The following is a 22330-nucleotide window of genomic DNA, read 5'->3' on the forward strand; positions in this document are numbered from 1 at the left end:
GCTTATGAGCCCTGAAGAAATAATAGAGAGGATTAATGCCTTCCTCGTTGAAGAGTTTGAAGAAGATGCTGAAAACATCCGGCCGGAAGCAAAGCTCAAAGAAACTTTAGAACTGGATAGCCTGGACTATATCGACCTCGTGGTGGTAATCGAAAGCAATTTTTCATTTAAGGTAAAACCGGAAGATTTTGCTGGCATCGTCACTTTCCAGGATTTTTATGACTACGTCATTTCAAAAGTAAATGCTAAAGCCTTCGCATAATGCCTTTATGGCAAGGTAAATCCAGGGGAACACCTTTAGGTTACAGAATATTCGTAGCAACATTAAAACATCTTGGTCTCACTCCTGCTTATGCCTTACTGCATCTGGTAGCCTTCTATTACCTGGTTTTTTCATTTAAATCCTCACGGATCTCTTATCGCTTTTTTCGTGATCGGATGCATTATTCTCCTGGTAAGGCGGTTACCCATGTGTATAAGAACTATGTGCGGTTTGGAGAATCGATTATTGATAAAATTGCAGTACTCTCGGGAATACCTACCCGACTTTCATTCAATTTTGATGATGAATACCTGCTTCATGAAATGATTTCAAGAGGAAGGGGCGGTCTCTTACTGAGCGCTCATATCGGGAACTGGGAAGTGGCTGGAAACCTGCTCCGGCGGCTGAAAACAAAAATCAATATTGTTTTGTTTGATGGTGAAGATGAAGCCATCAGGAAATATATTACCGGCGTTACCGGCGATTGGCAGGTAGGGGTGATCGTACTAAAAGAAGATTTATCTCATATCTATGCCATCAGCGAAGCATTGCGAAACAACGAACTGATCTGTATGCATGCTGATCGTTTTCTTGAAGGTAATAAAACCATCAGTACAGATTTTTTAGGTTCAAAGGCAAGGTTCCCGATAGGCCCCTTTGTACTTGCTCAGACTTTTAAAGTGCCTGTCACTTTTGTTTTTGCCATGAAACAAACAAAATTTCACTATTATTTATACGGATCTCAACTCCTCGACGATTATAGCAAGGAAAAAACAAAGGGAATGCAACTAATGGTTGATAAATTTGCGGCAGATATGGAAGAAAAAGTGAAACTATACCCAGACCAATGGTATAATTTCTACAATTTCTGGCAGGCATAAATGAGCAATTTTCCCAACATATTATCACTGATTCCTCAGCGTCCTAACTTTGTTATGGTTGATGAACTGGTAAATGTGACTGATGATACGTGCTCCACAAAATTTACCATCCGGGCTGACAATGTTTTATTAGACGAGAACAGTTTTTCAGAAGGCGGTTTGGTGGAAAACATTGCACAAACAGCCGCAGCGCATGCCGGCTTTGTGGCTTTGAATAAAAATGAACCTGTTAAAACAGGATTTATTGGTGCAGTAACAAATCTGAAAATTACTGAACTCCCCTCTAATGGATCTTTGCTTGAAACAAACATTAAAATAGAAAATCAGATATTTGATGTCACACTCATTTCCGGACAAGTGTCCTGTGAAGGCAGACTGGTAGCAAGCTGCGAAATGAAAATTTTTTTATTACCAGACAATAAAATCACATCAAAATGAGAAAGCAGATACTATTATTAACGACGGCATTTCTGGTGATTGCTTCGCTCTCACTGAATGCACAATCCGTAAAAGATATTTTTGATCCTTCTAAACCGATATTTTACTACGGTCTTGATTTTACCAAAGTGAAAATCATTAACGACGCAGAGGCGAATGCAAATGATATTGTTGACCGCCAGTTTGATGGCCTGAACGATCTCATGGTGAGCGAAGCAAAAAAATATGATATCGCAGGTGCAGTAAAAAGAACTGATCTTCCCAGTGATCTTGGTTTCGTTTCGAAAAGGAACCGTGCAGTAAAACCTGATGACATTAAATCATCCAATTCGGCAGATTATGATCGCTTGAAAGAAGCAGATATTCAGACGCTGGTATCCGGCTTTGATTTTGGAGATCACAAAGGAATTGGTCTGTTGATTGTTGTTGAATCACTCAGTAAATCGAAGAAGGCTGCTGCTATGTGGTGGACATTTGTTGATATCGCCACAAAAAAAGTGTTACTGACTCAGCGACTGGAAGGAAAAACAGGAATGGCTTTCAGTTGGAGAAATTATTGGGCCGTTCCGATTAAAGATGTTATTGACGATGTGAAGAAGAAAAAATTCAACGAATGGAAATCCAGATATGGCAGTTAGTTGTTGTATTCTGATAACTGGAATAAGTCAAACTGCTGTTATTTCCGTACTTAGATATGCCTGATCAACTAAAACACACTATTGAAGTATTGGTCCGTTTCAATGAAGCGGACCCTTTAGGCATTGTGTGGCATGGCCATTATATCCGCTATTTTGAAGATGGCCGCGAATCCTTTGGTCTGGCCAACGGATTGGGATATCTCGATGTATATGACAAAGGGTTTGTGATCCCGGTGGTGAGTGTGCACTGTGATTTTAAAAAATCATTACGGTACGGCGAGAAAGTATTGGTGGAAACAATATATGTGCCCAGCGAAGCGGCGCGACTCAGATTTGAGTATCGTTTATTCAACGCTGTGACTAAGGACCTGGTTGCTACCGGGTATTCTGTGCAGGTTTTTCTGCGCCGCGAGGATAACCTTCTTCAATTGACAAACCCTCCTTTTTTTGAAAGCTGGAAAAAAGAAAAAGGACTTTAAACAGGAATATCAGCATGAGGAAAGGGGCGTTTATCGTTGCAGATAATATTTATTCTCCCGCAGGATCTACAACCAGGGAAAATTTTGAAACGATCATTGGTGGCGGCTCCGGTGTGCGCACACACGAAGACATTTCTATAAGTAAAACTCCATTTGTTGCTTCATTGATAGGAGAGGGAAGGAACGGAAAACATTTTCCGGATTCAGTTAAGGGATTTTCCCGTTTTGAAAATCTGTTGACGCTTTCGGTTCAGGATGCGCTTCGGTCCGGAAATGTCGATCCTAAAGAAGAAAAAACTTTGCTGATTATTTCTTCAACGAAAGGGAATATCAGTATGCTGGAGTCGGGTGGCGATCAGATCGCGAAAGCAGACGCAATCAGTCTCGTTGCATCTGCAAAAAAGATCGCTGCGCATTTTCAATTTCAACATCAACCGCTGGTGATCTCAAACGCATGTATTTCCGGATTACTAGCGATCATCACTGCGAAAAGATTGATTGAATCAGATAGTTATGAAACGGTAGTTGTTGCAGGCGCAGATGAAATCACATCATTCATATTCTCCGGTTTCCAGTCTTTCCAGGCATTAAGCGATACTGTTTGCCGGCCGTTCGATGCGGCGAGAAAAGGCATTAACCTTGGTGAAGGAGCAGCAACAATTATCTTATCCGGTAATGATAAATACGAAGGCAACATCAGGATCAGCGGCGGCTCCGTCAGAAACGATGCCAATCACATCTCCGGGCCTTCAAGAACAGGGGAGGAACTTTTTCTTGCCATCAATAGCGCACTGGATGAAGCTGGTTTGAAATCTTCCGAAATCGAGTTCATTTCTGCTCATGGAACTGCTACGATTTATAATGATGAAATGGAAGCCAAAGCGATTAGTTTGGCTAATTTGCAGGATGTCCCGGTCAACAGCCTGAAAGGATATTTCGGTCATACACTTGGGGCAGCTGGAATCATTGAAACCATCATTACAAAACAAAGCATGCTCGAAGGATTAATAGTTCCCACACCCGGTTTTGAAGAATCCGGTGTGTCAATGCCTTTGAACATTTCGAATAAATTGCGAACCGCATCTATTACACATAGCCTTAAAACGGCATCTGGCTTTGGTGGCTGCAACGCAGCTATTACGCTTAGTCGCTGAATATAAAATCTCATTACCTATTTCAAAACTGATACATAAACAAGGCAACTGATTCATGAATTTTTTCAGTAAAGACAGAAAGACTGCTTTCGAGGCAAAAGAACAGGCTCAATGGATTGCTTTTGGACCAATGATTTTCCAGGCCGCACGAGTACTCAGGAACAGCGGCATTCTGCAGATGATCGAAGAAAGCGGAACCGATGGTGTAACCATTGAACAGATTACAGAACAACTTAAACTGTCAACCTATGGCGTTCGTGTGTTGCTGGAATCCGGTTTGAGTATCGGGCTCGTGATTGTAAACGACGGAATATATACACTTACAAAAACCGGATATTTTATTCTTCACGATCCCCTGACCCGTACAAACATGGATTTTGTACATGACGTCAATTACAAGGGGATGTATTATCTTGATAAAAGCATAGAAAACGGTAAACCAGAAGGGCTGAAAGAACTCGGCAACTGGCCAACGATTTATGAAGGACTCTCCAGTCTTCCGCCACATGTACAAAAAAGCTGGTTTAGTTTTGATCACTTTTTTTCAGATGATGCATTTCCACTGGTACTCAGGCATGTTTACGGAACAGGTGTAAGAAAACTGCTGGATGTTGGTGGTAATACAGGCAAATGGGCCGTTGCATCGACCGGATTCAGAGATGATATTGAAGTAACCATCATGGATCTTCCTGGTCAGTTGAATGTTGCAAAAAAGAAAATAGCAGAGATGGGCCTGGAAGATCGTGTAAGCTTTAAGGCGGTAAATATTCTCGATGAAACGGTGAAATTTCCCACCGGATATGAAGCGATCTGGATGAGTCAGTTCCTGGATTGTTTTTCAGAAGCTGAAATAGTATCCATTCTGAAAAGAGCACATGCAGCACTTGATGAAAAAGGAAAACTTTTCATACTGGAACCGTTCTGGGATCTTCAGCGATTTGAAGTGGCAGCTTTTTGTCTTCATCAGACTTCATTATATTTTACTGCGCTTGCAAACGGCAACAGCCAGATGTACAGCGCAGCCATATTCCTGAAGTGTGTAGATGAGGCCGGGTTCACTATCGAAAAACAAGTCAACGGAATCGGCCTCAGTCAAACGCTTTTAACCTGCAGAAAAAAATAAGTTAACAACCATTTTTTAATTATCATAAGTATGAAACAGATTAGTGTAGATGTGCTTGTCATTGGTGCTGGTCCTTCCGGAACCGTTGCTGCGTCTATCATCAACAAGGCAGGATTTTCCGTTGCCGTTGTTGAGAAAATGAAATTTCCACGATTCGTTATAGGTGAAAGTCTTTTGCCAAAATGTATGGAAGCTTTGGATGAAGCAGGATTTCTTGACGCTGTTAAATCAAAAGGTTTCCAGCAAAAATTCGGGGCAAAGTTTGTGAAGAATGGAAAGATCTGCGATTATTTCTTTGCTGACCAGTACACCCCTGGATGGAACTGGACATGGCAGGTACCTCGCGCCGAGTTTGATAAGACGCTTGCAGATGAATGCGAAAAAATGGGAATACCAGTGTCTTACGAAACCACGGTAACGGGTATACGTTTTTTCGATGATGAAAGTTCTGTTACAACGGTCCAGTATACCGATGGCTCGACAGCAGAGATCACCGCCAGGTTTATTGTTGATGGCAGTGGATATGGTCGCGTCATCCCTCGTCTGTTCAATCTTGATCGTCCTTCCACGTTGCCTCCAAGAAAAGCATTGTTTGCACACACCGTCGACAAGAAAAGATCAATGTCCGATGAACCTAACCGAATCACCATCGTAACACATAAACCAGGTGTTTGGGTTTGGGTGATTCCATTTTCCACGGGCATTACTTCATTGGGATTTGTCGGAACTCCGGATTTCTTCAAAACATTCGATGGAAATGATGAGCAGGTGTATCGTGCATTAATTGAATCAGAACCTTACCTCGCTGAACGATTCAGGGATGTGGAACTGGTTTTTTCACCACGCGTACTGGAATCATGGTCTTCTACAACGGACAAATTTTATGGAAACGGATTCGTGCTGACAGGGAATGTTACCGAATTCCTTGATCCCATTTTTTCGTCCGGTGTTACCCTCGCAACTATTTCAAGCCAGAATGCTGCGCACCTGGTGATTAAAAAACTGAAAGGCGAAAATGTGAACTGGGAAAAAGAATATATGGAACCCGTCATGCAGGGGGTTAATACTTTCCGTTCCTATGTTACTTCCTGGTATGATGGAACACTGGACACTATTTTCTTTGCCGAAAAGCAGGTGCCCGAGATAAAAAATATGATCTGTTCTGTTTTGGCCGGATATGTGTGGGATACTACCAATCCTTATGTTAAAAACCATATCCAGGCATTACAGGTACTTGCGCGCAAAATTGAGTACAGGGATATGATGGAGAAAAAAACATCCTAAAGAAATTAATAGGTTGTCAAGCGATCTTTATATCAATGCCAGTGTTACTGTCAAAAACGGGATAGTAATGCGTAACGGTGAGTTGTATTTTAAAGCAGGTTCGGAAGATCCCTCTTCTATCCTTGCAGAAATTTATGAACATCTTCTGCCGGCCTATCCTAAATTTTATAAGATGGATCAGCTTTCAAAGCTGGGTTGGCTGGCGACTGAGATTCTGCTCGGGCCGGAGTTCAGGTACAAAAATTATCCTGCAGACAAAGTAGGTATCGTACTTTCCAATGCCAATGCGAGCCTGGATACTGATATCCGGTATTACGATACCGTAAAAGATATTGCGAGCCCGGCTTTGTTCGTTTATACTTTACCCAATATTGTCGCTGGCGAAATCAGCATCAGGCATCGCTTGAAAGGAGAAAATGCCTTTTTTATTTTCGATCATTTCAATGCCGGTTTTATTCAACAATATGTCAGCGGCCTGCTGAATAATGATAACTTGCAGGCTTGTATTTGCGGATGGGTGGAAACCCTTGGTAAACAGCTGGACGCGGCTTTATTTCTGGTGGAGAAAACACCGAATGCTGGCGCGGTAGGTTTTACACCAGCTATTATGAATCAAATTTATCAGTAAGGAGATGGAGAAATTAATGTCGGATCTGAAAAAGCAGATCATAGAGCAGTTGAACCTGCAGGATGTAAAACCCGAAGATATCGGAGATGACCAGCCACTGTTCGTAGAAGGACTTGGATTGGATTCTATCGATGCGCTTGAATTGATTGTGTTGCTACAGCAACATTATAAGATCAAGATTTCAAATGCTGAAGACGGACCAAAAGTATTCCGCTCTGTGCGTACTATGGCTGAATACATCACCACTCACCAGCCCAGTAATGCCTGATGAATAGCGCACCTGTTTTTATTGCTTCTACAGGTACCATTTCATCCATTGGAAAGGATACAGAAACCTCTCTGCAATCCCTCGAAAACGGAGTTGCAGGAATGGATACCATGCACTGGCTCGAAAGTTCGCATAAAGGAAAGCTGCCCGTCGCTGAAGTCAAATTTTCCAATGCGGAACTCGCATCGATCTGCGGATTGAACGAACATATCCCACGCACCGCACTCTTGTCTGCAATTGCCGCTAAAGAAGCGGTTGATAAATCCGGAATTGATCTGAAATCCGGTTTGCGCATCGGTTTTATTTCTGCGAACACGGTTGGAGGAATGGATAAAACGGAAAACTTTTTTAAACCATTTCTCGCTGACCATTCAAAAGGACATCTGCGCAATGTAGTGCATCATGAATGCGGGTCAGTTACAGAAATCGTAGCAGATCTTTTAGGTGTGAAAGATTTTATCAGCACAATCAGTACCGCCTGCTCCTCTTCTGCAAACGCGATCTTTTTCGGAGCAAGACTGATCAAACAAAATAGATTGGATGTAGTGATTGCTGGTGGTGCTGATGCGCTCACGCGATTTACACTGAATGGTTTCAATACACTGATGATCCTGGATGATAAGTTTTGCAGGCCCTTTGATGAAAACAGGAAAGGTCTGAACCTGGGGGAAGGTGCGGGTTATGTAGTAATGGTGTCAGAAAAAATCGCAAATACATTAAAAACAAAACCAACGATCAGTCTGAGCGGGTATGCAAATGCAAATGATGCTTATCACCAGACGGCTTCGTCACCGGATGGCGCGGGTTCTTATTTTGCAATGAAATTCGCGCTTGAAATGAGCAGATTAAAGCCAGCCGATATCAGTTATATAAACCTTCATGGCACCGGTACGCAGAATAACGACATCGCGGAAGGAACAGCTGTAAAAAGATTGTTTGATCCTGTTTTTCCTCCGATGAGTTCCACAAAATCATTTACTGGCCATACCCTCGGTGCAAGCGGTGGCATCGAAGCCGTTTTCTCTGTACTGGCACTCCAGAACGATTTGATATTTCCCAATCTTCGGTTTGAAACAGCCATTACAGGACTTCCCTTCAAACCTGTTACAGAATTGTTGAAGGGAAAAGGTTTGAAACATGTAATGTCAAATTCTTTTGGCTTCGGAGGCAATTGTTCTTCACTCGTTTTTTCAAAAAGCTGATATGAAACTGTACATACATTCATCATCGGCAATTTCACCTCAGCCTGGTTTTACGGACGAGGGCTTTCCGGCACAAATCCGTAAACCGGAATCCAACAGGTTTGATGTTGTCGAACCGGAATACAGGGAATGGATAGATCCGAAACTGATCCGAAGAATGAGCAGGATCATAAGAATGGGGGTGGCAGCAGCAAAGAAAAGTCTGCAAACAGCTAAACTTGAAATGCCTGACGCAATCATCACCGGTACTGCATATGGATGTCTTGAGGATACGGGCGTGTTTATACAGCGGATGGTGGAGCAAGGTGAGGAAATGTTATCGCCAACTGCTTTTATACAATCCACGCATAATACAGTCGCTGCGCAGATCGCTTTGTTATTGAAATGCCATAATTACAATAACACCTTTGTTCATCGTGCTTTTTCATTTGAATCAGCACTACTCGATGCAGCCTTGCTACTGGAAGAAAATCCCCGGCAGAAAATACTTGTTGGTGCTGCTGATGAAATCACCAGTTACAGCTACGACATTCTTTCGCGCTTCGATATATACAAGAAAAATGAAGAAGTGGGCGATAAGCTGATCGGTTCCGGAACGACAGGAACGATTGCAGGTGAAGGCTCCGCTTTCTTTGTGATTTCAGGAGAAAAAAATGATCAGTCAATTTCATGCATAGATGATTTCGCTTCGTTGTACAAACCTGTTGATGCTGGTGAGACGGAAAAATTTATCATAGATTTTTTAAAATCTTCGGATACAGATATAAAAAACGTTGACCTTATTTTGTCAGGACACAATGGCGACAACAAAGGCGATGCAATTTATGATGCTCTTCAGGAGAAATTGTTCGGAGGAATTCCTATGCGGACTTTCAAGAACTATTGCGGTGAATATCCTACAGCGATTTCATTTGCACTTTGGTACGCTTCATTGCTGATATCAGAAAATGCTAAAGGCTCACCAAAGAAAATTCTCATCTGGAATCATTATAAAGGCACGCATCATTCATTAATCCTTCTCAGTGCATGCTGAAGTTTCGCAATACCACTATTCTTTTTACAGTTATTATAGCTGTGCTTTTGCTGGCTAAAATATTGTTGGCATGGCCGGTATGGCCTATCGGTATTGCTGCACTCATTTATCTTACGGTTCTTTTTTTTGGGAGTTATCGCATCGACTCACAATTTTATCTGCCGGTGGTTTGTTCTGCAAAAACAAACGATAAAAAAATTGCCATCAGTTTTGATGATGGCCCCGATGAACACTATACACCAAGGATACTTAGTACACTGAAAGAATTTCATTTTCCCGCTATATTTTTTTGCATCGGTAAAAAGATAGGAGGGAGAGAAAAAATACTCAAAGCAATTACTGATGCCGGGCACCTGGTTGGCAATCACAGCTTTTCGCACGATTTCTGGTTTTCAATGAAATCTGCGGAAAACATGAATCTGGATCTCTCTGCTGCAGATGATGAGATAAAAAAGATAATAGGGGTGCAACCAAAACTATTTCGTCCGCCATATGGTGTAACGAATCCGAATATCCGAAAAGCGGTTGAATATGGACGTTATACCGCAGTTGGATGGAGCATCCGGTCCATGGATACTGTAATAAACGATCGAAATAAATTGCTCAGCAAACTGAAGTCATCACTTCGCCCGGGAGCTGTAATTCTGTTTCATGATACGAGCCTGACAATGGCAGAAATTCTTCCGGAATTTTTCCAGGAAATAAAAAACCGCGGATACGAAGTAGTCAGGATCGATCAGCTTCTTAATCTGAAACCTTATGCGTAACATAATTGTAACTACAACTTTTTGTTTTTTCTCCACCGTACTGTATGCGCAGTATTCTGGTTACACTGCTGTGCCGGATCCGGCAGCATTTAAAGAGCAATTCAGTTCGAACTCAAAAAAAACCGAAAGCATCCAGAGTGATTTTACACAGGAGAAAACCTTAAGCCTGCTGAGCGAAAAAATCAATTCAAAAGGTAAGTTCTGGTTTAAGCGGGAAAATAAAGTGAGAATGGAATACCAGCAACCATTTCAATACCTGTTGGTAATGAATCAGGGTGAAATACTGATCAAAGATGGAGTGAAGGAAACAAAGGTATCTTCTTCGTCAGGGAAATTAATTCAGCAGGTAAACAGGATTACCGTGGATTGTGTTCAGGGTACAGTGTTTTCGAATCCGGATTTTATTACAAAGGTTTTCGAAAATAAATCCGGTTGGCTGGTGGAAATGACACCCGTGGCAAAGAATATGAAAGAGCTTTTCAAAAACATTGTGGTGATCATTGATAAATCGGATTATGCAGTGCAGACGGTTGAAATGAATGAACTTCGTGGGGATCAGACAAAAATTCGTTTTCTAAATAAACAACTGAATGCAAAAATTCCTGATCATCTTTTTGCTGTCAGGTAGCATTTTTGCTTTCCCTTCCTGCAGAACGCCATTTCAGCATCTTTCTGCAACGGCTGATTCTTCATTTACTGCGCTCGAAGAATTTCGGCCCGCGTTTGGTGTTGGATTTTACAAAACAGAAGTGGATGTTACAGGCCGACACCTGAGTGGAATACTTGTGATCAAAAAAATGCCGGACAGCAGTATGCGTGTGGTGTTTACCAATGAAGCGGGTCCTGTGTATTTTGATTTTTCCTGGACGGCAGTGGGTGAGTTTATAGTGGAGTCAATCATGGCTCAGTTGAACAAAAAATCAGTGATTAAAACACTGAAAAAGGATTTTGAATTAATATTGATGAACCGGCTCGTACAAGGGAAGTATGAGATTAGAGAGAGTGAAACACAACGCTGGTTTATTTTTAGCAGACCAAAAGGATATGATGTTTATCTCACAAATAAATCGTCGACAACACTTGAGTTGATGAAGCGCATGGGTAAACGAAAACCGGTTGTGAAAGCGACAATGGTTCCCGATGTTGATGGAATTCCATCTTCATTTACAATAGAACATCAGCAGTTCCAGTTCAAAATACAGCTCAATAAAATGAAGCGAGATGTTATTGAATGATTTTTACCGGATAAAAACACATACGGTTGAATCTGAAAAGATCAATGCAGAAATAATTTTTGACAAAGATCATGCGATTTTCAAAGGTCATTTCCCCGGGCAGCCCGTGGTTCCGGGAGTTTGCATGCTGATGCTGGTAAAAGAAATCATAACTGAGCTTCACAACCGATCATTCTTATTCAATGACATTCCTCAGATGAAGTTTCTTTCCATGATTAATCCCAATCAACATCCGGAAGTTGATGTACAAATACAACTGAAAAAAACTGAAGAAGGCAAAACGATTGTCGATGCAATGCTGAAAAAAGAAGAGGTTGTTTTTTTTAAAATGAAAGCCCGGATAGCAGATTCATGATATGTTTAGCATGAATGGTGATTTGCAGAACAGGATCGATTTCCATTTACTCCGAAAAATGTATTTCCTACCTATGTGCCTATGATATCTATCTGACCTATGTGATTTAATAAAAAACTGTAATTGCGGAGAAATTTGAACCACATAGTTCACATAAGGAAAACATAGTCACATAGGTGAATATTCAGTCTCCTGCTGTAATTATAGAACTTTGAGATACCAACAAACTTCCGGGAGTAATAAACGTCCATTCGTTATTAACAAGACACTAGTTCAGTGAAGGATCAACCGGGAAATTGATCATCATTTCATATTCTCCGCCCAGATTTCTCAGCGAATCTTTCCAGATTTCATCAAGTTTCCGATGAAATACAAGATTGCGGTGCGCGGGTAGTACCAGCCAGCTTTTTTCTTTCAGTTCTGTTTCCAGCTGCCCGCCCGTCCATCCCGAGTAGCCGATATAAAAACGGATCTTGTTCCTGTCTATCTTTTCTGCCCGGATCATTTCGATAGCCTTTTCAAAATTGCCGCCCCAGAAAACACCCTCAGCCACTTCAAATCCATCAGGGATCAGTTCCGGGTATTGATGCAGAAAATGTATCGTGTCTTTTTGAACCGGTCCGCCATAATGTACAGGAATATCGATTCCGACCAATTCCGGTATAAGTTCATCCAGCGTGTGCTGATAGTTTCTGTTCAACACGAAGCCAAAACTGCCTTCTTCCTGGTGCTCGCAAAGCAGCACGACAGTCCTGCTGAAATTGGGATCTTTCAGAAATGGTTCGGCTATCAGTAAAGTTCCGGCAGAAGGTGACGTCATTATTTCTAAGATAATGGATAATCCGTTAATTTACAAGCAATCTTAGGCGTTAAGCGTCGGACGTTTAACGTTTAACGTTTTCCTAAACCTAAGTTAAATAGAAATTTTCCGGGAATAAAGCTGAGTGCGTCCCCGTTATTTTGCAGGCCGATGAAGAAAATCTTTACACTCATTACCATACTGATCTCTCTTTCGCTGGTTGGCATAATTGTCATCCAGGTTTCGTGGATCAAAAAATCACTTCTTATCCAAAAGGAGCAGGTTAATGAGCATATCAGTAAAGCCATGTACGAAGTGGTGGACGAACTGGTAGAGGAAAAGAGCAAATTTCCGACTTTTATATCACCGAAAATAATGTCTGAGTGGCCAAGGGATCAACTCCTGAACCTGATGCGTGCTCCGACCATTGCCCAGCGATATAAAGTAAAAGGCATACAGGAAAAACTTCGCAAAGCATTCGAAAAACAAGGTTTAAAGGATACTAAGTTCGAGTTCGCAATCATTTCAAGTACAAATACATTCGGATATGAAATGCAGTCGGCGAATTTTGATCAGAGTTATGATGCTGCATTGGAAGATACTGCTCATAACTGGATAGCGATATGGCCCTTGGTTTCTAATTCCGGTTCTGAAACGGAAAGCCTTTCACCTGATGAAAAACTCATCATCATCATTTCAGATCTGCAGGATTTTGTGCTTAAATCTCTCGGATGGATGATCAGCGGTGCAATTCTGTTTACCGTAATTATTATCACTGCTTTCTTCCTGACTGTTCGCACACTGTTACGGCAGAAAAAATTGAGTGAGATCAAATCTGACTTCATCAATAACATGACCCATGAACTGAAAACTCCTCTGGCTACTATATCTCTCGCAGTTGATGCTATCAGGAACGATAAAGTAATCGCTGATAAAGAAAAACTGAGTTATTTCAGCAATATCATCAAAGACGAAAACAAAAGGATGAACAAGCAGGTGGAAACCATCCTGCAGGCTGCGTTGCTGGATAAACAACAGATACAGTTACAGCTTCAGCCATTGCATGTTCATAAAATTCTCCAGGGAATCCAGGATAATTTCAGTCTTCAATTGAACGACAGAGGAGGGAAGGCAACACTTGATCTCGGTGCTTCAACAGATGAAATCGTGGGCGACGAAGTTCATATCACGAATATGCTTTCGAACCTGGTGGACAATGCCGTAAAATATTCGAGAGAGAATGTGCCGCCTGTGATAAAAATATCTACTCATGACATGGGCAAATATATCCGCATACGCATTGAAGACAATGGTATCGGTATGAATAAAGAAGCGCTCTCCCGTATATTCGAGAAGTTTTACCGCGTGCATACCGGCAATGTTCACAACGTAAAAGGGTTTGGACTGGGCTTAAGCTATGTTAAGAGCATGGTCGATGCACACCAGGGAAGGATTAAAGCCGAAAGTGTTCCGGGAAGCGGCAGTGCATTTACAGTAGACCTCCCCGTTAGTAAAGAATAATCTCCAGACTAATTTAGGGCCTGCTGTTTATTGTGCAAATCCGGATGGATATTGAACTGCAAAAGAATTTTGATGCAGTGTCTGCATGGATATAAAAAGTCAAAGCGTGAAATCCTTTGCATCTGGTTGACCTCCACATCAGGTTTTTACTTCGGATTATCTATTCTACACTTCTGCAAATACACCTCTTCAGCGAACAACGATGAACGAACAACGATGAACGAGAAACGCCGCCGCCCTCACATTTTTTGTTTTAGATCAGAGAGACATTTGTGGTTCCTCTTTCAGGTTCTTTTTTGCTGGCTTAAAGTTTCTCCATTTACAATTATCCTCACCTATATGCATTTTTTCGCGTATCACTTCGGCGACAACTTCTTCTCCGGCGGATCTGGTTAATGGTCGCAGTGCTCGCGCTTTTCGTGGAGCGGGTGGAAGCGTTTTATGATAGGCTTTGAGCATTTTTATCCAATGCGTGTCATCGGCAAAATCCGGCTTATCTTTTTTGGAATAAATAGAATCGTCAAATTCTTCCTTTGTCCGCGGAAATGCAATGGACACACCGCGTCCGCCAAGCTCCCGTTTTCCGCTGCCTGGATCAATAACCTTATAATTATTCCCCATATAACCACGGATATAGTACAGCAGGTGAAAGTGAATAAACCTCATGATCATATCATTGAGTTTATGATCGGTTTTATTGAAGAAAAGAAAATTCTCAAAGAACCAAACCATGTCTATGTTGTAGACGCTGTACATAGAGCGTTCCATCTGGTACGTATAATCCATACAACATTCCAGTGCTTTTGTGATATGTGCCGAATGCAGATTCATTTTTTCAATCATCCGGTCGCAGATATCATTAAAAAGTTTCACAAGATTATTCAGTCGTATCGTATCAACTGCCGTAAGCGAAACACCCATTTCCCTGAACTCAGGAATTTCAGAATCGTAATCAGCATAATTTTTTACATAATTCACAGCGACGAACATGCTGGCCAGTTCATATGGTAAGATGGTTGGCCGACGGTTCAGATACTGGGCAAGATCGCGATAACCCAAACCAAGGGAAGTCATTTCATCTACGGATGCAACAAAATAGTTTGTCGCATTTTTGAAACTGTAAGCGTGTTCAATCTGCTGGCCCCAGCAACAATCCAGCCCAACAAAGCCTAAACCCTTTTCGCCGAATACTTTCACCAATGTCTCAGATAGTTTTTTATAACTGAGATATTCACCTTCATTACTGTTTGTATAAATAGCAAGGATGATATTATCATTTTTATCAAATTCTGAATATCCTTCAAAATCCTGGAGGTCGCCACCAAGCCTCGTAAGTTCCTCTTCTATTTGTTCTTCGGTTCCTGCAGGCTTCTTCATCAGCTTAGTGGTAAAAATTTTTCCTAAAACGATATCTGTACCCTCCGCACCTCCATGTCCTTTATAAATAAATCCATAGTTTTCCGAAGGATACTGATTTTTAATCCAGGTAAGCGCTTTCGCCAGTATTTTTGGATTCGCAAGATCGTCGAAGTCGGGAGTGAATACATAATCAGGTTCCGTTTCTCCGTACACTGTATCCTTTTTTACAAGATAGACTGCCGGGTGTTCAGGTGCTTTTGGAAATTTTGGATCCGGCATTCCGTCAAAAAGCACAACATAATTTACCAGGTCATTTGAATCGGCTTTGCCGATTTCGTTAATTACTGAAATGCTGTCGTAGATGAGATTATTCTCAGCATTGATCTGTATAATGATGGTCCACTTTTTCATAACTATTAGGCTTTATTAAATTTATTTATTCTGAAAGCGATGCCCAAAGGGTTTTTTAACGGGTTGCTAATCCTTTTTCTCTGCGCAGTACAGGCGCAGGGTCAACAACTCCTTTTCAAAACCTATTCTTTTCAACAGGGGCTTAACTCATATAACATTTTCAAAACATATCAGGACGCATACGGATTTGTCTGGGTAGCAACCCAGGACGGCGCATATCGATACAACGGCCGCCAGTTTGAAGTATTCAAGAAAAATAATACGGATGGAAAAAGCTGGGCAGGCGTCGCATTCCTGGATTTCGCGCCGGTAAATGATACCTCATTGTTATTCGCCGGATTTAATTCTGGAATGGAAGAATTAAATCTGAATGATCTCCATGTCAGGAAGATCAGATCCAAACTGCCTAATCTCTGGTTGAAAAAAATTTATGTGGATACGCTTGGCACAACATGGGTCGGTGGAGAGGATTTTCTTGCGTGGAAAACGAAAGACCAGGAAGATTTTCATATCGTCGATTCTTTTCCCGGGTTCTCGGAAGAGATCGACATTCAGTTTATAACGCCATTGCACTGGCCCTACCTGGCGGTGGGTGTTGCTGAATATGGAACTGTACTATACGATATCAGAAATCGCAGACAGGTCAGTAGTATCACTGATAAGCAGCAAAAAACCGAAAAGGACGGTTGTTTCTATTTTCTTTTTCTCAAAGGCGAAGGTGATGATGTTTATGCGGCAACCAGTGTTGGTTTGGCCAGGGGGAAATTTGATAAATCTGGCTGGGTGGCGAAAGAATGGTTTATGGATCCGGTATTTGAAGGAAGAACCATCAATACGATGGTAAGAGACAAACACAACCGTTTCTGGTTTGCCACAAATAACGGAATGATTTGTTTTGATATCACAAGACCTCTTGCTACTCTGTACCTCGCCGAGAAACAGAAAAAATACCGGCTGCAGGACAATAAGATTAATCACCTCATGCTGGATAATCAGAATAATCTGTGGATCAGTACTTCAGGTCCTTTGCAACGTGTGAATCTGGATTCCGGATTTATACGATATTTTTCGGGTGACCTTGCCGGTAGTGATCCAATGGATCATGTTTATTCACTTGTTAAAAAAAGCAACAGTGAGATTTTTGCCACGGGAACCGATGGATTGTACCTGACCAATATTTTAACAGCAGTTACTAAGCGCGTACCAGGTTCGGAAGCGCTAGGAGTGGTACATCATATTGAAGAGCTGGAAACCGATTACTGGCTGGTGAGCAGCGAGAAAGGAATGTTCGCATATATTCCTTCCAGCGGAAAAATTTCTCAGCAAACTCTTTTTGATCGATTCCCGGAATGGCGGTCTTATTCCAGCTACTATTTTAATGATGTGCACAATGCGGGCGATGTTTCCTATTGGGCAAGTGAGGGTATGCAGGGATTGGTACGCTGGGATAGAAAGCAACATACGATCAGGCAGTTTAAAAATGGTGAAGCCAATTCCGGCGGAATTCCTGAAAACCATATCCGCAATCTCGCCGAAGACAGGGAAGGAAATCTTTGGCTCCTGATGGATAACTCCGTAGCGATTTTTAATACTAAGAAAGACAGCGTTGACAAAATCATCCTTTATATCAGGGATAGTACCAACCGAACGGGTCTTCAGAATGACCTGTTCTCCGATTTGTATGATGATGGAAAAATTTTATGGTATGGTACTTATGGAGGTGGATTGAATGGCCTGGATAAAACATCAGGCGAGTGGCAATACATTACAGAAAAGGATGGATTAAGCAATAATTGTGTATACAGCATTCTTCCCGAAAATGATTCCGTTTTTTGGGTAAGTACCAACCATGGTATTTCGCGTGTGCATTCCCGTCAGAAATCATGTACCAACTATTTTATTGAAGACGGGCTGCAGGATAATTCCTTTGATGAAAAAGGCAAACTTGCTATCGGTAACAGAATCTATTTCGGTGGCTTAAATGGCTTTACGGAAATTGATCTTGATCTGTACAGGATACAGGTAACAGATTTCCCGGTGTATTGTCACAAGGTTGAATATTACCGCGGTGCAGAGAAGCAGGTAATCAATTCATTGAAGTGGACTGAGGTACGTCTGCCGGCTGGTACGAGCATCGTTTCCATGCACCTGGCAGCGTTGAGTTTTACCGATAATCACAAGATCAGGTTTAGCTATAAAGTGGATGGTGTACAGGATGAATATATCGATGTCAGTGAAAATAATATCATAACGTTGAACACACTTTCATACGGTAGTTATTCTGTGAGTATCCGTTACCTCAGGGAAGATGGTTCATTTGGTGAGCATGAGCTTGCGATGAATATTTATATACAGCCACGTTGGTATCAATCCTGGTGGTTTAAATTGATCCTCGTAATTGCATTCGCTGGAATTCTGTATGGACTGTACCTGAACAGGATCGCGCAATTAAAGAAAGAAGAGCGCCTTCGACGGAAAATTTCAGGTGATCTTCACGACGATATCGGCAGTACATTAAATAGCATAAAAATCTTTACCAATCTGTCTATTGCCAGGCCAGGAGATAGTTCATATTTATTTCAGATCCGGGAGCAAACTCAAAACGCCATCAGTGGAGTACGCGACCTGATGTGGGTGTTAAATGATAAGTTGGATACGGCGGGTGATCTTGTACATCGGTTTGAACAGTTTGCCGGTAGTCTTGCACAAGCAAGAAATATCCATCTTGAAAAAAATATTCCATTTGATATTTCCGGAATGACATTGCCAAAGGATGTAAAGAGAAATCTTTATTTAATTTTTAAAGAAGCTTTTAACAACAGTATCAAGTATGCACAACCGAAGACCTTTGGTTATACTTTCCAACCCGGCAAGTCTGGTAGGCCATTGATTACACTCAGGGATGACGGAAATGGCTTTGATAGCAATGCAGAAACAGAAGGATATGGTTTGAAAAGTATGCAACAGCGAGCCGAACAAATCGGTTACAGGATGGAACTGAGGTCAGGCATGGGAGAGGGTACAACGATCCTGCTCAGGCCTGTTTAAGCATGAACGATTCCATGACGAATGGCATACATCGCCAGCCCGACGCGTGTTTTAACTTTCAGTTTTTCGAAAAGAATATCCCGGTAGCCGTCTACCGTCCGGGGACTTAATTTCATCTCGCTCGCCACTTCTTTATATGTCAGTTCAGAAGCTGCGAGGCGCAGGAATTGAATTTCTTTTTCCGTCAGCCGCATAAATCTTTTCATTTCAGGATCCTCATTTTCCATTTTGTTTACACTGTTGACCAATCTCCCGGAAACGATATCAGAATAATGAAATCCGTCTTTGATCACATCATCAATTGCAGATTTCAATTCTGAAGGATCGCATTCTTTGAGTACATACCCTCTGGCTCCATATTTAATCATACGGATGATGGAGGATTCATCATCAACCATACTTAAGGCCAGCACCTTGATATGCGGTTTATTTTGTTTCAACCACAGTGTTGTTTCAAACCCATCTTTCACTGGCATATTGATATCCATGAGTATGACATCAGGTTCCCTGGATGTTGCCAGTTTCTTTATACAGGCTTCGCCGTTTTCGGCTTCAAAGGCAATGTCGTAACCAATATCACGAACAAGCCCGGCGAGACCTTGCCTTAAAACGACATGGTCATCAACTAATGCTAACAGTGGCATATTACAATTGAATTGATAATAAAAGAGTATTTACTTCAGTCTCTTCTACTAGTTCGAGCTTACCATTCATCTGTTCAGTTTTTAGCCTTGCATTTTCACTAATATGGATAGGCTGCTGATCAGTATTTTTCTTCAATTTGAAACAGATGTTTTTCTGGTCACAATCAATATGAATTGCATGGGGTCGTTGCTGTGAGCTAAAGTTATCATTTATTATTTCCTGAACAGTGCAGAAAATGAGCAATTCATCGGTTGCGGAAACAGGTGGCAGTTCGCCATTGATTACCAGCTCAATTTCAGTTCCATGCAACAACTGTTTAATCTGGATTTCATTTTTAATAGCGTCAATAAAACCCTTGCGAAGAATTTCATCAGGGATATTCTGCCTCGCCAATGCTTTCAGATCCTGTATCACCTGGTACAGTATTTTTCCGGTGTCCTGCGCTTTTTCCTGCTGAGTCTGTTCCAGATTATCTGACAGCAGTCCGAGTTGTAACCTGGCGAGCCACAGCAACTGTCCAATGTTTTCCTGGAGTTCACGCGAAATTACTTCCAAAGCCCTCCCCTGAATTTCCAATCGATACGGCCATTCTTCCTTCACCTTACCAATTGACCCACTGTCCATGAAACAAATTGTTTATGATTTAATATCAATGATACAATTTGTAGATATGAACCTATCCCGTAAAAAAACGGTATCACCTGTTAATGCTTTTTTTACTAATGATCGTTGCAGTGGTTATTGGTTAATATCCAGATGGTATTTTTCGAGCAGCCCCGGCAGGCCGCTGACAGAAAATTTCGCTTTTTTCATTTTGTTCATTTCAGGATCAATCCTGAAATTATAAGAAGTGCGAAAGTCTGTTTTTTCAAGAATTGACTGACTGAAAACTGCATCTGCAAGATCGCAAAAATCAAATTTTGCAGAACTCAGATCTGCATTTGAAAAATCTGTTCCCTTCATGTGGCAATGATCAAACAGAGAATCTTTCAATTTCATTCCAGTAAAACTCGAATGATCGGTTACACAATTTTTAAAAGCTGCAGAAAAAAGAAAAGGCGAACTGTCCTCAAAATGAACTCCGAGAATTTTACAGTCGACAAACTCCACCGATTGAAATGAAGTTCCTTTTAAAATCGCCAGACTGAGATTGCAGCCAGTAAAAGTACATTCTGAAAATCGTGTAGTTGAAAAATTCAGTTTTTCAAAATTACATTGAATAAAACGGCAATCGTCATACTCACCTACCTTAAATCCTTCCTTCGGAAAATCGGTTTTCTCAAAAACAATGTCGTCAAAATACTGATCGGTTCCCGCCATAACGAAACAGGTATTTTATTGCTGCCTGGTATTTGATAAAAATAAAAATCAGGCAATGCTATTTTTTCGGTTGTATGTCTGCGTTAACATGAGAATTTAACCACAAATGCACACTGACACAAATTATTTTTTCGGGAATAAGAGACATCCATCGCCATAACTCAGGAAACGGAAATCATGATTTATCGCATACTCATAAAGTTCTTTCCATCTCTCTCCGATAAGAGCTGCAACCAGCAACAATAATGTTGACTGCGGCTGATGAAAATTTGTTATAAGCCCATTGATCATTCTGAATTGATAGCCTGGCGCGATAAAGATGCCTGTTTTTACGATCAGCCTGGTAATATCATTTTTTTCCATCCATTCAATGAGTGCATTCAAGGATTGTTCTCTATCAATTTCGCCTGGTAAATCATTATACACTTCCCACTGCGAAATTTCAATGGATTCCATACTGATGTCAGGATGAATCACACATTTCACACCCATCCAGTAAACACTTTCAAGTGTTCTTAGTGATGTAGTGCCCACAGCAATAACCGGACGCTTGTTATTTTTCAGCAATTGCAGCTTATCCAGATCGATTTCCAGCCATTCAGCATGCATGGTATGACCGGCCATCGTTTCGGATTTCACCGGTTTGAATGTACCCGCACCCACATGCAGCGTCAGAAAAAGAGAATCGATTTTATTCTCTTTTAATGATTTGAAAATTTCAGGCGTGAAATGAAGTCCTGCAGTAGGTGCAGCAACTGAACCTTCCGATTCTGCAAAAATCGTCTGGTATCTTTCCGGATCTTCTGTTGAAGGTGCACGCTTCAGGTATGGAGGCAATGGGGTCTGTCCAACGAAATGAATTACTTCCGAAAAACTCATTTCATTGGGAGCCCAGCTGAACCTGACGATAAAACTATCTGCTTCCCTTTCCACGATCTCCGCTTTCAGATGTATCGAATGTCCGGTTTCTGAAAAATGAATGGTAGGAATATAACCGGGTTTCCATTTGCTGGCACCACCGATCAGGCAGCGCCAGATCGCTGTTTCGTGCTGACTAAGGGCATCAGCAATGCCGGGCTTCCCGGAAACAGGCGAGAGAAGAAATATTTCAATTATCCCTCCCTCTGCTTTTTTAAATAGTATCCGCGCAGCAATTACCCTGGTGTTATTGAAAACCAGCAGGGCGTTTTCCGGAAGAAAATGTGCGATATACCGGTATTGGGTTTCTTTAAAACCTTCTTCCTGCAAAACCAGTAGTTTGGATTCATCACGTTTTTCGAGTGGGAATTTTGCGATCCGGTCATCCGGTAGCGCATAAGTGAAATCTTTAATCGCGAGATCTGAAGGGTGCATATATTAACAGCTAACTGCTGGTCGATCAAAATTAGGGCATCTGTACTTTCCACCGATTAATCATGCAATGCACAGTTTCTAACCTTCCGCCAACAGCTTATCCACAGGGTTTTACACGCTATCCACG

24 protein-coding genes are annotated in these 22330 nt (G+C 41.5%); 18 read left to right on the forward strand and 6 right to left on the reverse strand.

The annotated features are described in order from the left end of the window. Positions 1-4 precede the first annotated feature (4 nt). Genes P2W82_RS08275 through P2W82_RS08350 form a run of 16 tightly spaced genes read left to right on the forward strand, consistent with a single transcriptional unit; the run spans position 5 to position 11747 of the window. Positions 5-262, forward strand: a complete 258-nt coding sequence (locus P2W82_RS08275) for a phosphopantetheine-binding protein (protein WP_336515393.1) — start codon at positions 5-7, stop codon at positions 260-262. Then, entirely contained in the window at positions 262-1143 is an 882-nt protein-coding gene (locus tag P2W82_RS08280; protein WP_336515394.1) for an LpxL/LpxP family acyltransferase, read from the forward strand. The genes P2W82_RS08275 and P2W82_RS08280 overlap by 1 nt, the downstream gene beginning before the upstream one ends. Continuing rightward, on the forward strand, positions 1144-1581 hold the full coding sequence (locus P2W82_RS08285; protein WP_336515395.1) for a hotdog family protein: 438 nt from the start codon (positions 1144-1146) through the stop codon (positions 1579-1581). Next, on the forward strand, positions 1578-2219 hold the full coding sequence (locus tag P2W82_RS08290) for a hypothetical protein (protein ID WP_336515396.1): 642 nt from the start codon (positions 1578-1580) through the stop codon (positions 2217-2219). The genes P2W82_RS08285 and P2W82_RS08290 overlap by 4 nt, the downstream gene beginning before the upstream one ends. A 56-nt stretch (positions 2220-2275) precedes the next feature. Then, on the forward strand, positions 2276-2698 hold the full coding sequence (locus tag P2W82_RS08295) for an acyl-CoA thioesterase (protein WP_336515397.1): 423 nt from the start codon (positions 2276-2278) through the stop codon (positions 2696-2698). A 14-nt stretch (positions 2699-2712) separates the two neighbouring features. Continuing rightward, entirely contained in the window at positions 2713-3852 is a 1140-nt protein-coding gene (locus P2W82_RS08300; protein ID WP_336515398.1) for a beta-ketoacyl synthase N-terminal-like domain-containing protein, read from the forward strand. A gap of 55 nt (positions 3853-3907) precedes the next feature. After that, positions 3908-4975: a methyltransferase gene (locus P2W82_RS08305; RefSeq protein ID WP_336515399.1), complete on the forward strand. Its 1068-nt coding sequence runs from the start codon at positions 3908-3910 to the stop codon at positions 4973-4975. Positions 4976-5005: 30 nt separating this feature from the next. Continuing rightward, positions 5006-6259, forward strand: a complete 1254-nt coding sequence (locus P2W82_RS08310; protein ID WP_336515400.1) for an NAD(P)/FAD-dependent oxidoreductase — start codon at positions 5006-5008, stop codon at positions 6257-6259. Positions 6260-6272: 13 nt separating this feature from the next. Next, positions 6273-6887: a beta-ketoacyl-[acyl-carrier-protein] synthase family protein gene (locus P2W82_RS08315; RefSeq protein ID WP_336515401.1), complete on the forward strand. Its 615-nt coding sequence runs from the start codon at positions 6273-6275 to the stop codon at positions 6885-6887. A 4-nt stretch (positions 6888-6891) separates the two neighbouring features. Continuing rightward, complete coding sequence (locus P2W82_RS08320) at positions 6892-7155, forward strand: phosphopantetheine-binding protein (protein ID WP_336515402.1); 264 nt, start codon at positions 6892-6894, stop codon at positions 7153-7155. Next, entirely contained in the window at positions 7155-8357 is a 1203-nt protein-coding gene (locus P2W82_RS08325) for a beta-ketoacyl-[acyl-carrier-protein] synthase family protein (protein ID WP_336515403.1), read from the forward strand. Before P2W82_RS08320 ends, P2W82_RS08325 begins: the two co-directional genes overlap by 1 nt. 1 nt (position 8358) lies before the next feature. Continuing rightward, a complete protein-coding gene (locus tag P2W82_RS08330) occupies positions 8359-9390 on the forward strand; it encodes a beta-ketoacyl synthase chain length factor (protein ID WP_336515404.1) in 1032 nt (343 codons plus the stop codon). Further along, positions 9384-10157 carry a polysaccharide deacetylase family protein gene (locus P2W82_RS08335; RefSeq protein ID WP_336515405.1) on the forward strand — a complete coding sequence of 258 codons (774 nt, stop codon included), beginning with the start codon at positions 9384-9386 and terminating at the stop codon, positions 10155-10157. Before P2W82_RS08330 ends, P2W82_RS08335 begins: the two co-directional genes overlap by 7 nt. Further along, complete coding sequence (gene lolA2, locus P2W82_RS08340) at positions 10150-10785, forward strand: flexirubin biosynthesis/transport protein LolA2 (protein WP_336515406.1); 636 nt, start codon at positions 10150-10152, stop codon at positions 10783-10785. Before P2W82_RS08335 ends, lolA2 begins: the two co-directional genes overlap by 8 nt. Continuing rightward, the gene (lolB2, locus tag P2W82_RS08345; RefSeq protein ID WP_336515407.1) at positions 10748-11392 is read left to right on the forward strand and encodes a flexirubin biosynthesis protein LolB2; all 645 of its coding nucleotides are present in this window, start codon (positions 10748-10750) and stop codon (positions 11390-11392) included. Before lolA2 ends, lolB2 begins: the two co-directional genes overlap by 38 nt. After that, entirely contained in the window at positions 11379-11747 is a 369-nt protein-coding gene (locus tag P2W82_RS08350) for an ApeI family dehydratase (protein WP_336515408.1), read from the forward strand. Before lolB2 ends, P2W82_RS08350 begins: the two co-directional genes overlap by 14 nt. A 268-nt stretch (positions 11748-12015) precedes the next feature. Here the strand turns inward: P2W82_RS08350 and P2W82_RS08355 are convergent, their stop codons facing one another. After that, a complete protein-coding gene (locus tag P2W82_RS08355; RefSeq protein ID WP_336515409.1) occupies positions 12016-12567 on the reverse strand; it encodes a YqgE/AlgH family protein in 552 nt (183 codons plus the stop codon). Between the two features lie 150 nt (positions 12568-12717). Between P2W82_RS08355 and P2W82_RS08360 the strand changes: the two genes are divergently transcribed. Beyond that, complete coding sequence (locus P2W82_RS08360) at positions 12718-14067, forward strand: sensor histidine kinase (RefSeq protein WP_336515410.1); 1350 nt, start codon at positions 12718-12720, stop codon at positions 14065-14067. Positions 14068-14325: 258 nt separating this feature from the next. Here P2W82_RS08360 and P2W82_RS08365 read toward each other — a convergent pair whose 3' ends face one another. Then, positions 14326-15837, reverse strand: coding sequence for a clostripain-related cysteine peptidase (locus P2W82_RS08365; RefSeq protein ID WP_336515411.1), 1512 nt, complete (start codon positions 15835-15837; stop codon positions 14326-14328). Positions 15838-15876: 39 nt separating this feature from the next. On the opposite strand from P2W82_RS08365, the gene P2W82_RS08370 reads away from it, so the two are divergent. Next, on the forward strand, positions 15877-18885 hold the full coding sequence (locus tag P2W82_RS08370; RefSeq protein WP_336515412.1) for a sensor histidine kinase: 3009 nt from the start codon (positions 15877-15879) through the stop codon (positions 18883-18885). On the opposite strand, the gene P2W82_RS08375 is transcribed toward P2W82_RS08370, so the two are convergent. The 4 genes from P2W82_RS08375 to P2W82_RS08390 all read right to left on the reverse strand — a co-directional run bounded on the left by P2W82_RS08375 (position 18882) and on the right by P2W82_RS08390 (position 22203). Then, complete coding sequence (locus P2W82_RS08375) at positions 18882-19529, reverse strand: response regulator transcription factor (RefSeq protein ID WP_336515413.1); 648 nt, start codon at positions 19527-19529, stop codon at positions 18882-18884. The two genes, P2W82_RS08370 and P2W82_RS08375, sit on opposite strands and share 4 nt — an antisense overlap. A 1-nt stretch (position 19530) precedes the next feature. Further along, positions 19531-20154 (reverse strand): sensor histidine kinase, encoded by a 624-nt coding sequence (locus P2W82_RS08380; protein WP_336515414.1) that lies wholly within the window; start codon positions 20152-20154, stop codon positions 19531-19533. Between the two features lie 114 nt (positions 20155-20268). Then, complete coding sequence (locus P2W82_RS08385; protein WP_336515415.1) at positions 20269-20850, reverse strand: pentapeptide repeat-containing protein; 582 nt, start codon at positions 20848-20850, stop codon at positions 20269-20271. A gap of 123 nt (positions 20851-20973) precedes the next feature. Continuing rightward, positions 20974-22203: an S-adenosylmethionine:tRNA ribosyltransferase-isomerase gene (locus tag P2W82_RS08390; protein ID WP_336515416.1), complete on the reverse strand. Its 1230-nt coding sequence runs from the start codon at positions 22201-22203 to the stop codon at positions 20974-20976. Between the last annotated feature and the right edge of the window lie 127 nt (positions 22204-22330).

The organism is Pollutibacter soli (assembly GCA_029269725.1).
In the GTDB taxonomy this organism is placed as follows: domain Bacteria; phylum Bacteroidota; class Bacteroidia; order Chitinophagales; family Chitinophagaceae; genus Pollutibacter; species Pollutibacter soli.

What these genes read in the sequence shown, in the direction of transcription:
- P2W82_RS08275 (WP_336515393.1), top strand. Translation starts at nt 5, where the DNA reads ATGAGCCCTGAAGAAATAATAGAGAGGATTAATGCCTTCCTCGTTGAA.
- P2W82_RS08280 (WP_336515394.1), top strand. Translation starts at nt 262, where the DNA reads ATGCCTTTATGGCAAGGTAAATCCAGGGGAACACCTTTAGGTTACAGA.
- P2W82_RS08285 (WP_336515395.1), top strand. Translation starts at nt 1,144, where the DNA reads ATGAGCAATTTTCCCAACATATTATCACTGATTCCTCAGCGTCCTAAC.
- P2W82_RS08290 (WP_336515396.1), top strand. Translation starts at nt 1,578, where the DNA reads ATGAGAAAGCAGATACTATTATTAACGACGGCATTTCTGGTGATTGCT.
- P2W82_RS08295 (WP_336515397.1), top strand. Translation starts at nt 2,276, where the DNA reads ATGCCTGATCAACTAAAACACACTATTGAAGTATTGGTCCGTTTCAAT.
- P2W82_RS08300 (WP_336515398.1), top strand. Translation starts at nt 2,713, where the DNA reads ATGAGGAAAGGGGCGTTTATCGTTGCAGATAATATTTATTCTCCCGCA.
- P2W82_RS08305 (WP_336515399.1), top strand. Translation starts at nt 3,908, where the DNA reads ATGAATTTTTTCAGTAAAGACAGAAAGACTGCTTTCGAGGCAAAAGAA.
- P2W82_RS08310 (WP_336515400.1), top strand. Translation starts at nt 5,006, where the DNA reads ATGAAACAGATTAGTGTAGATGTGCTTGTCATTGGTGCTGGTCCTTCC.
- P2W82_RS08320 (WP_336515402.1), top strand. Translation starts at nt 6,892, where the DNA reads ATGGAGAAATTAATGTCGGATCTGAAAAAGCAGATCATAGAGCAGTTG.
- P2W82_RS08325 (WP_336515403.1), top strand. Translation starts at nt 7,155, where the DNA reads ATGAATAGCGCACCTGTTTTTATTGCTTCTACAGGTACCATTTCATCC.
- P2W82_RS08330 (WP_336515404.1), top strand. Translation starts at nt 8,359, where the DNA reads ATGAAACTGTACATACATTCATCATCGGCAATTTCACCTCAGCCTGGT.
- P2W82_RS08335 (WP_336515405.1), top strand. Translation starts at nt 9,384, where the DNA reads ATGCTGAAGTTTCGCAATACCACTATTCTTTTTACAGTTATTATAGCT.
- lolA2 (WP_336515406.1), top strand. Translation starts at nt 10,150, where the DNA reads ATGCGTAACATAATTGTAACTACAACTTTTTGTTTTTTCTCCACCGTA.
- lolB2 (WP_336515407.1), top strand. Translation starts at nt 10,748, where the DNA reads ATGCAAAAATTCCTGATCATCTTTTTGCTGTCAGGTAGCATTTTTGCT.
- P2W82_RS08350 (WP_336515408.1), top strand. Translation starts at nt 11,379, where the DNA reads ATGTTATTGAATGATTTTTACCGGATAAAAACACATACGGTTGAATCT.
- P2W82_RS08355 (WP_336515409.1), bottom strand. Translation starts at nt 12,567, where the DNA reads ATGACGTCACCTTCTGCCGGAACTTTACTGATAGCCGAACCATTTCTG.
- P2W82_RS08360 (WP_336515410.1), top strand. Translation starts at nt 12,718, where the DNA reads ATGAAGAAAATCTTTACACTCATTACCATACTGATCTCTCTTTCGCTG.
- P2W82_RS08365 (WP_336515411.1), bottom strand. Translation starts at nt 15,837, where the DNA reads ATGAAAAAGTGGACCATCATTATACAGATCAATGCTGAGAATAATCTC.
- P2W82_RS08370 (WP_336515412.1), top strand. Translation starts at nt 15,877, where the DNA reads ATGCCCAAAGGGTTTTTTAACGGGTTGCTAATCCTTTTTCTCTGCGCA.
- P2W82_RS08375 (WP_336515413.1), bottom strand. Translation starts at nt 19,529, where the DNA reads ATGCCACTGTTAGCATTAGTTGATGACCATGTCGTTTTAAGGCAAGGT.
- P2W82_RS08380 (WP_336515414.1), bottom strand. Translation starts at nt 20,154, where the DNA reads ATGGACAGTGGGTCAATTGGTAAGGTGAAGGAAGAATGGCCGTATCGA.
- P2W82_RS08385 (WP_336515415.1), bottom strand. Translation starts at nt 20,850, where the DNA reads ATGGCGGGAACCGATCAGTATTTTGACGACATTGTTTTTGAGAAAACC.
- P2W82_RS08390 (WP_336515416.1), bottom strand. Translation starts at nt 22,203, where the DNA reads ATGCACCCTTCAGATCTCGCGATTAAAGATTTCACTTATGCGCTACCG.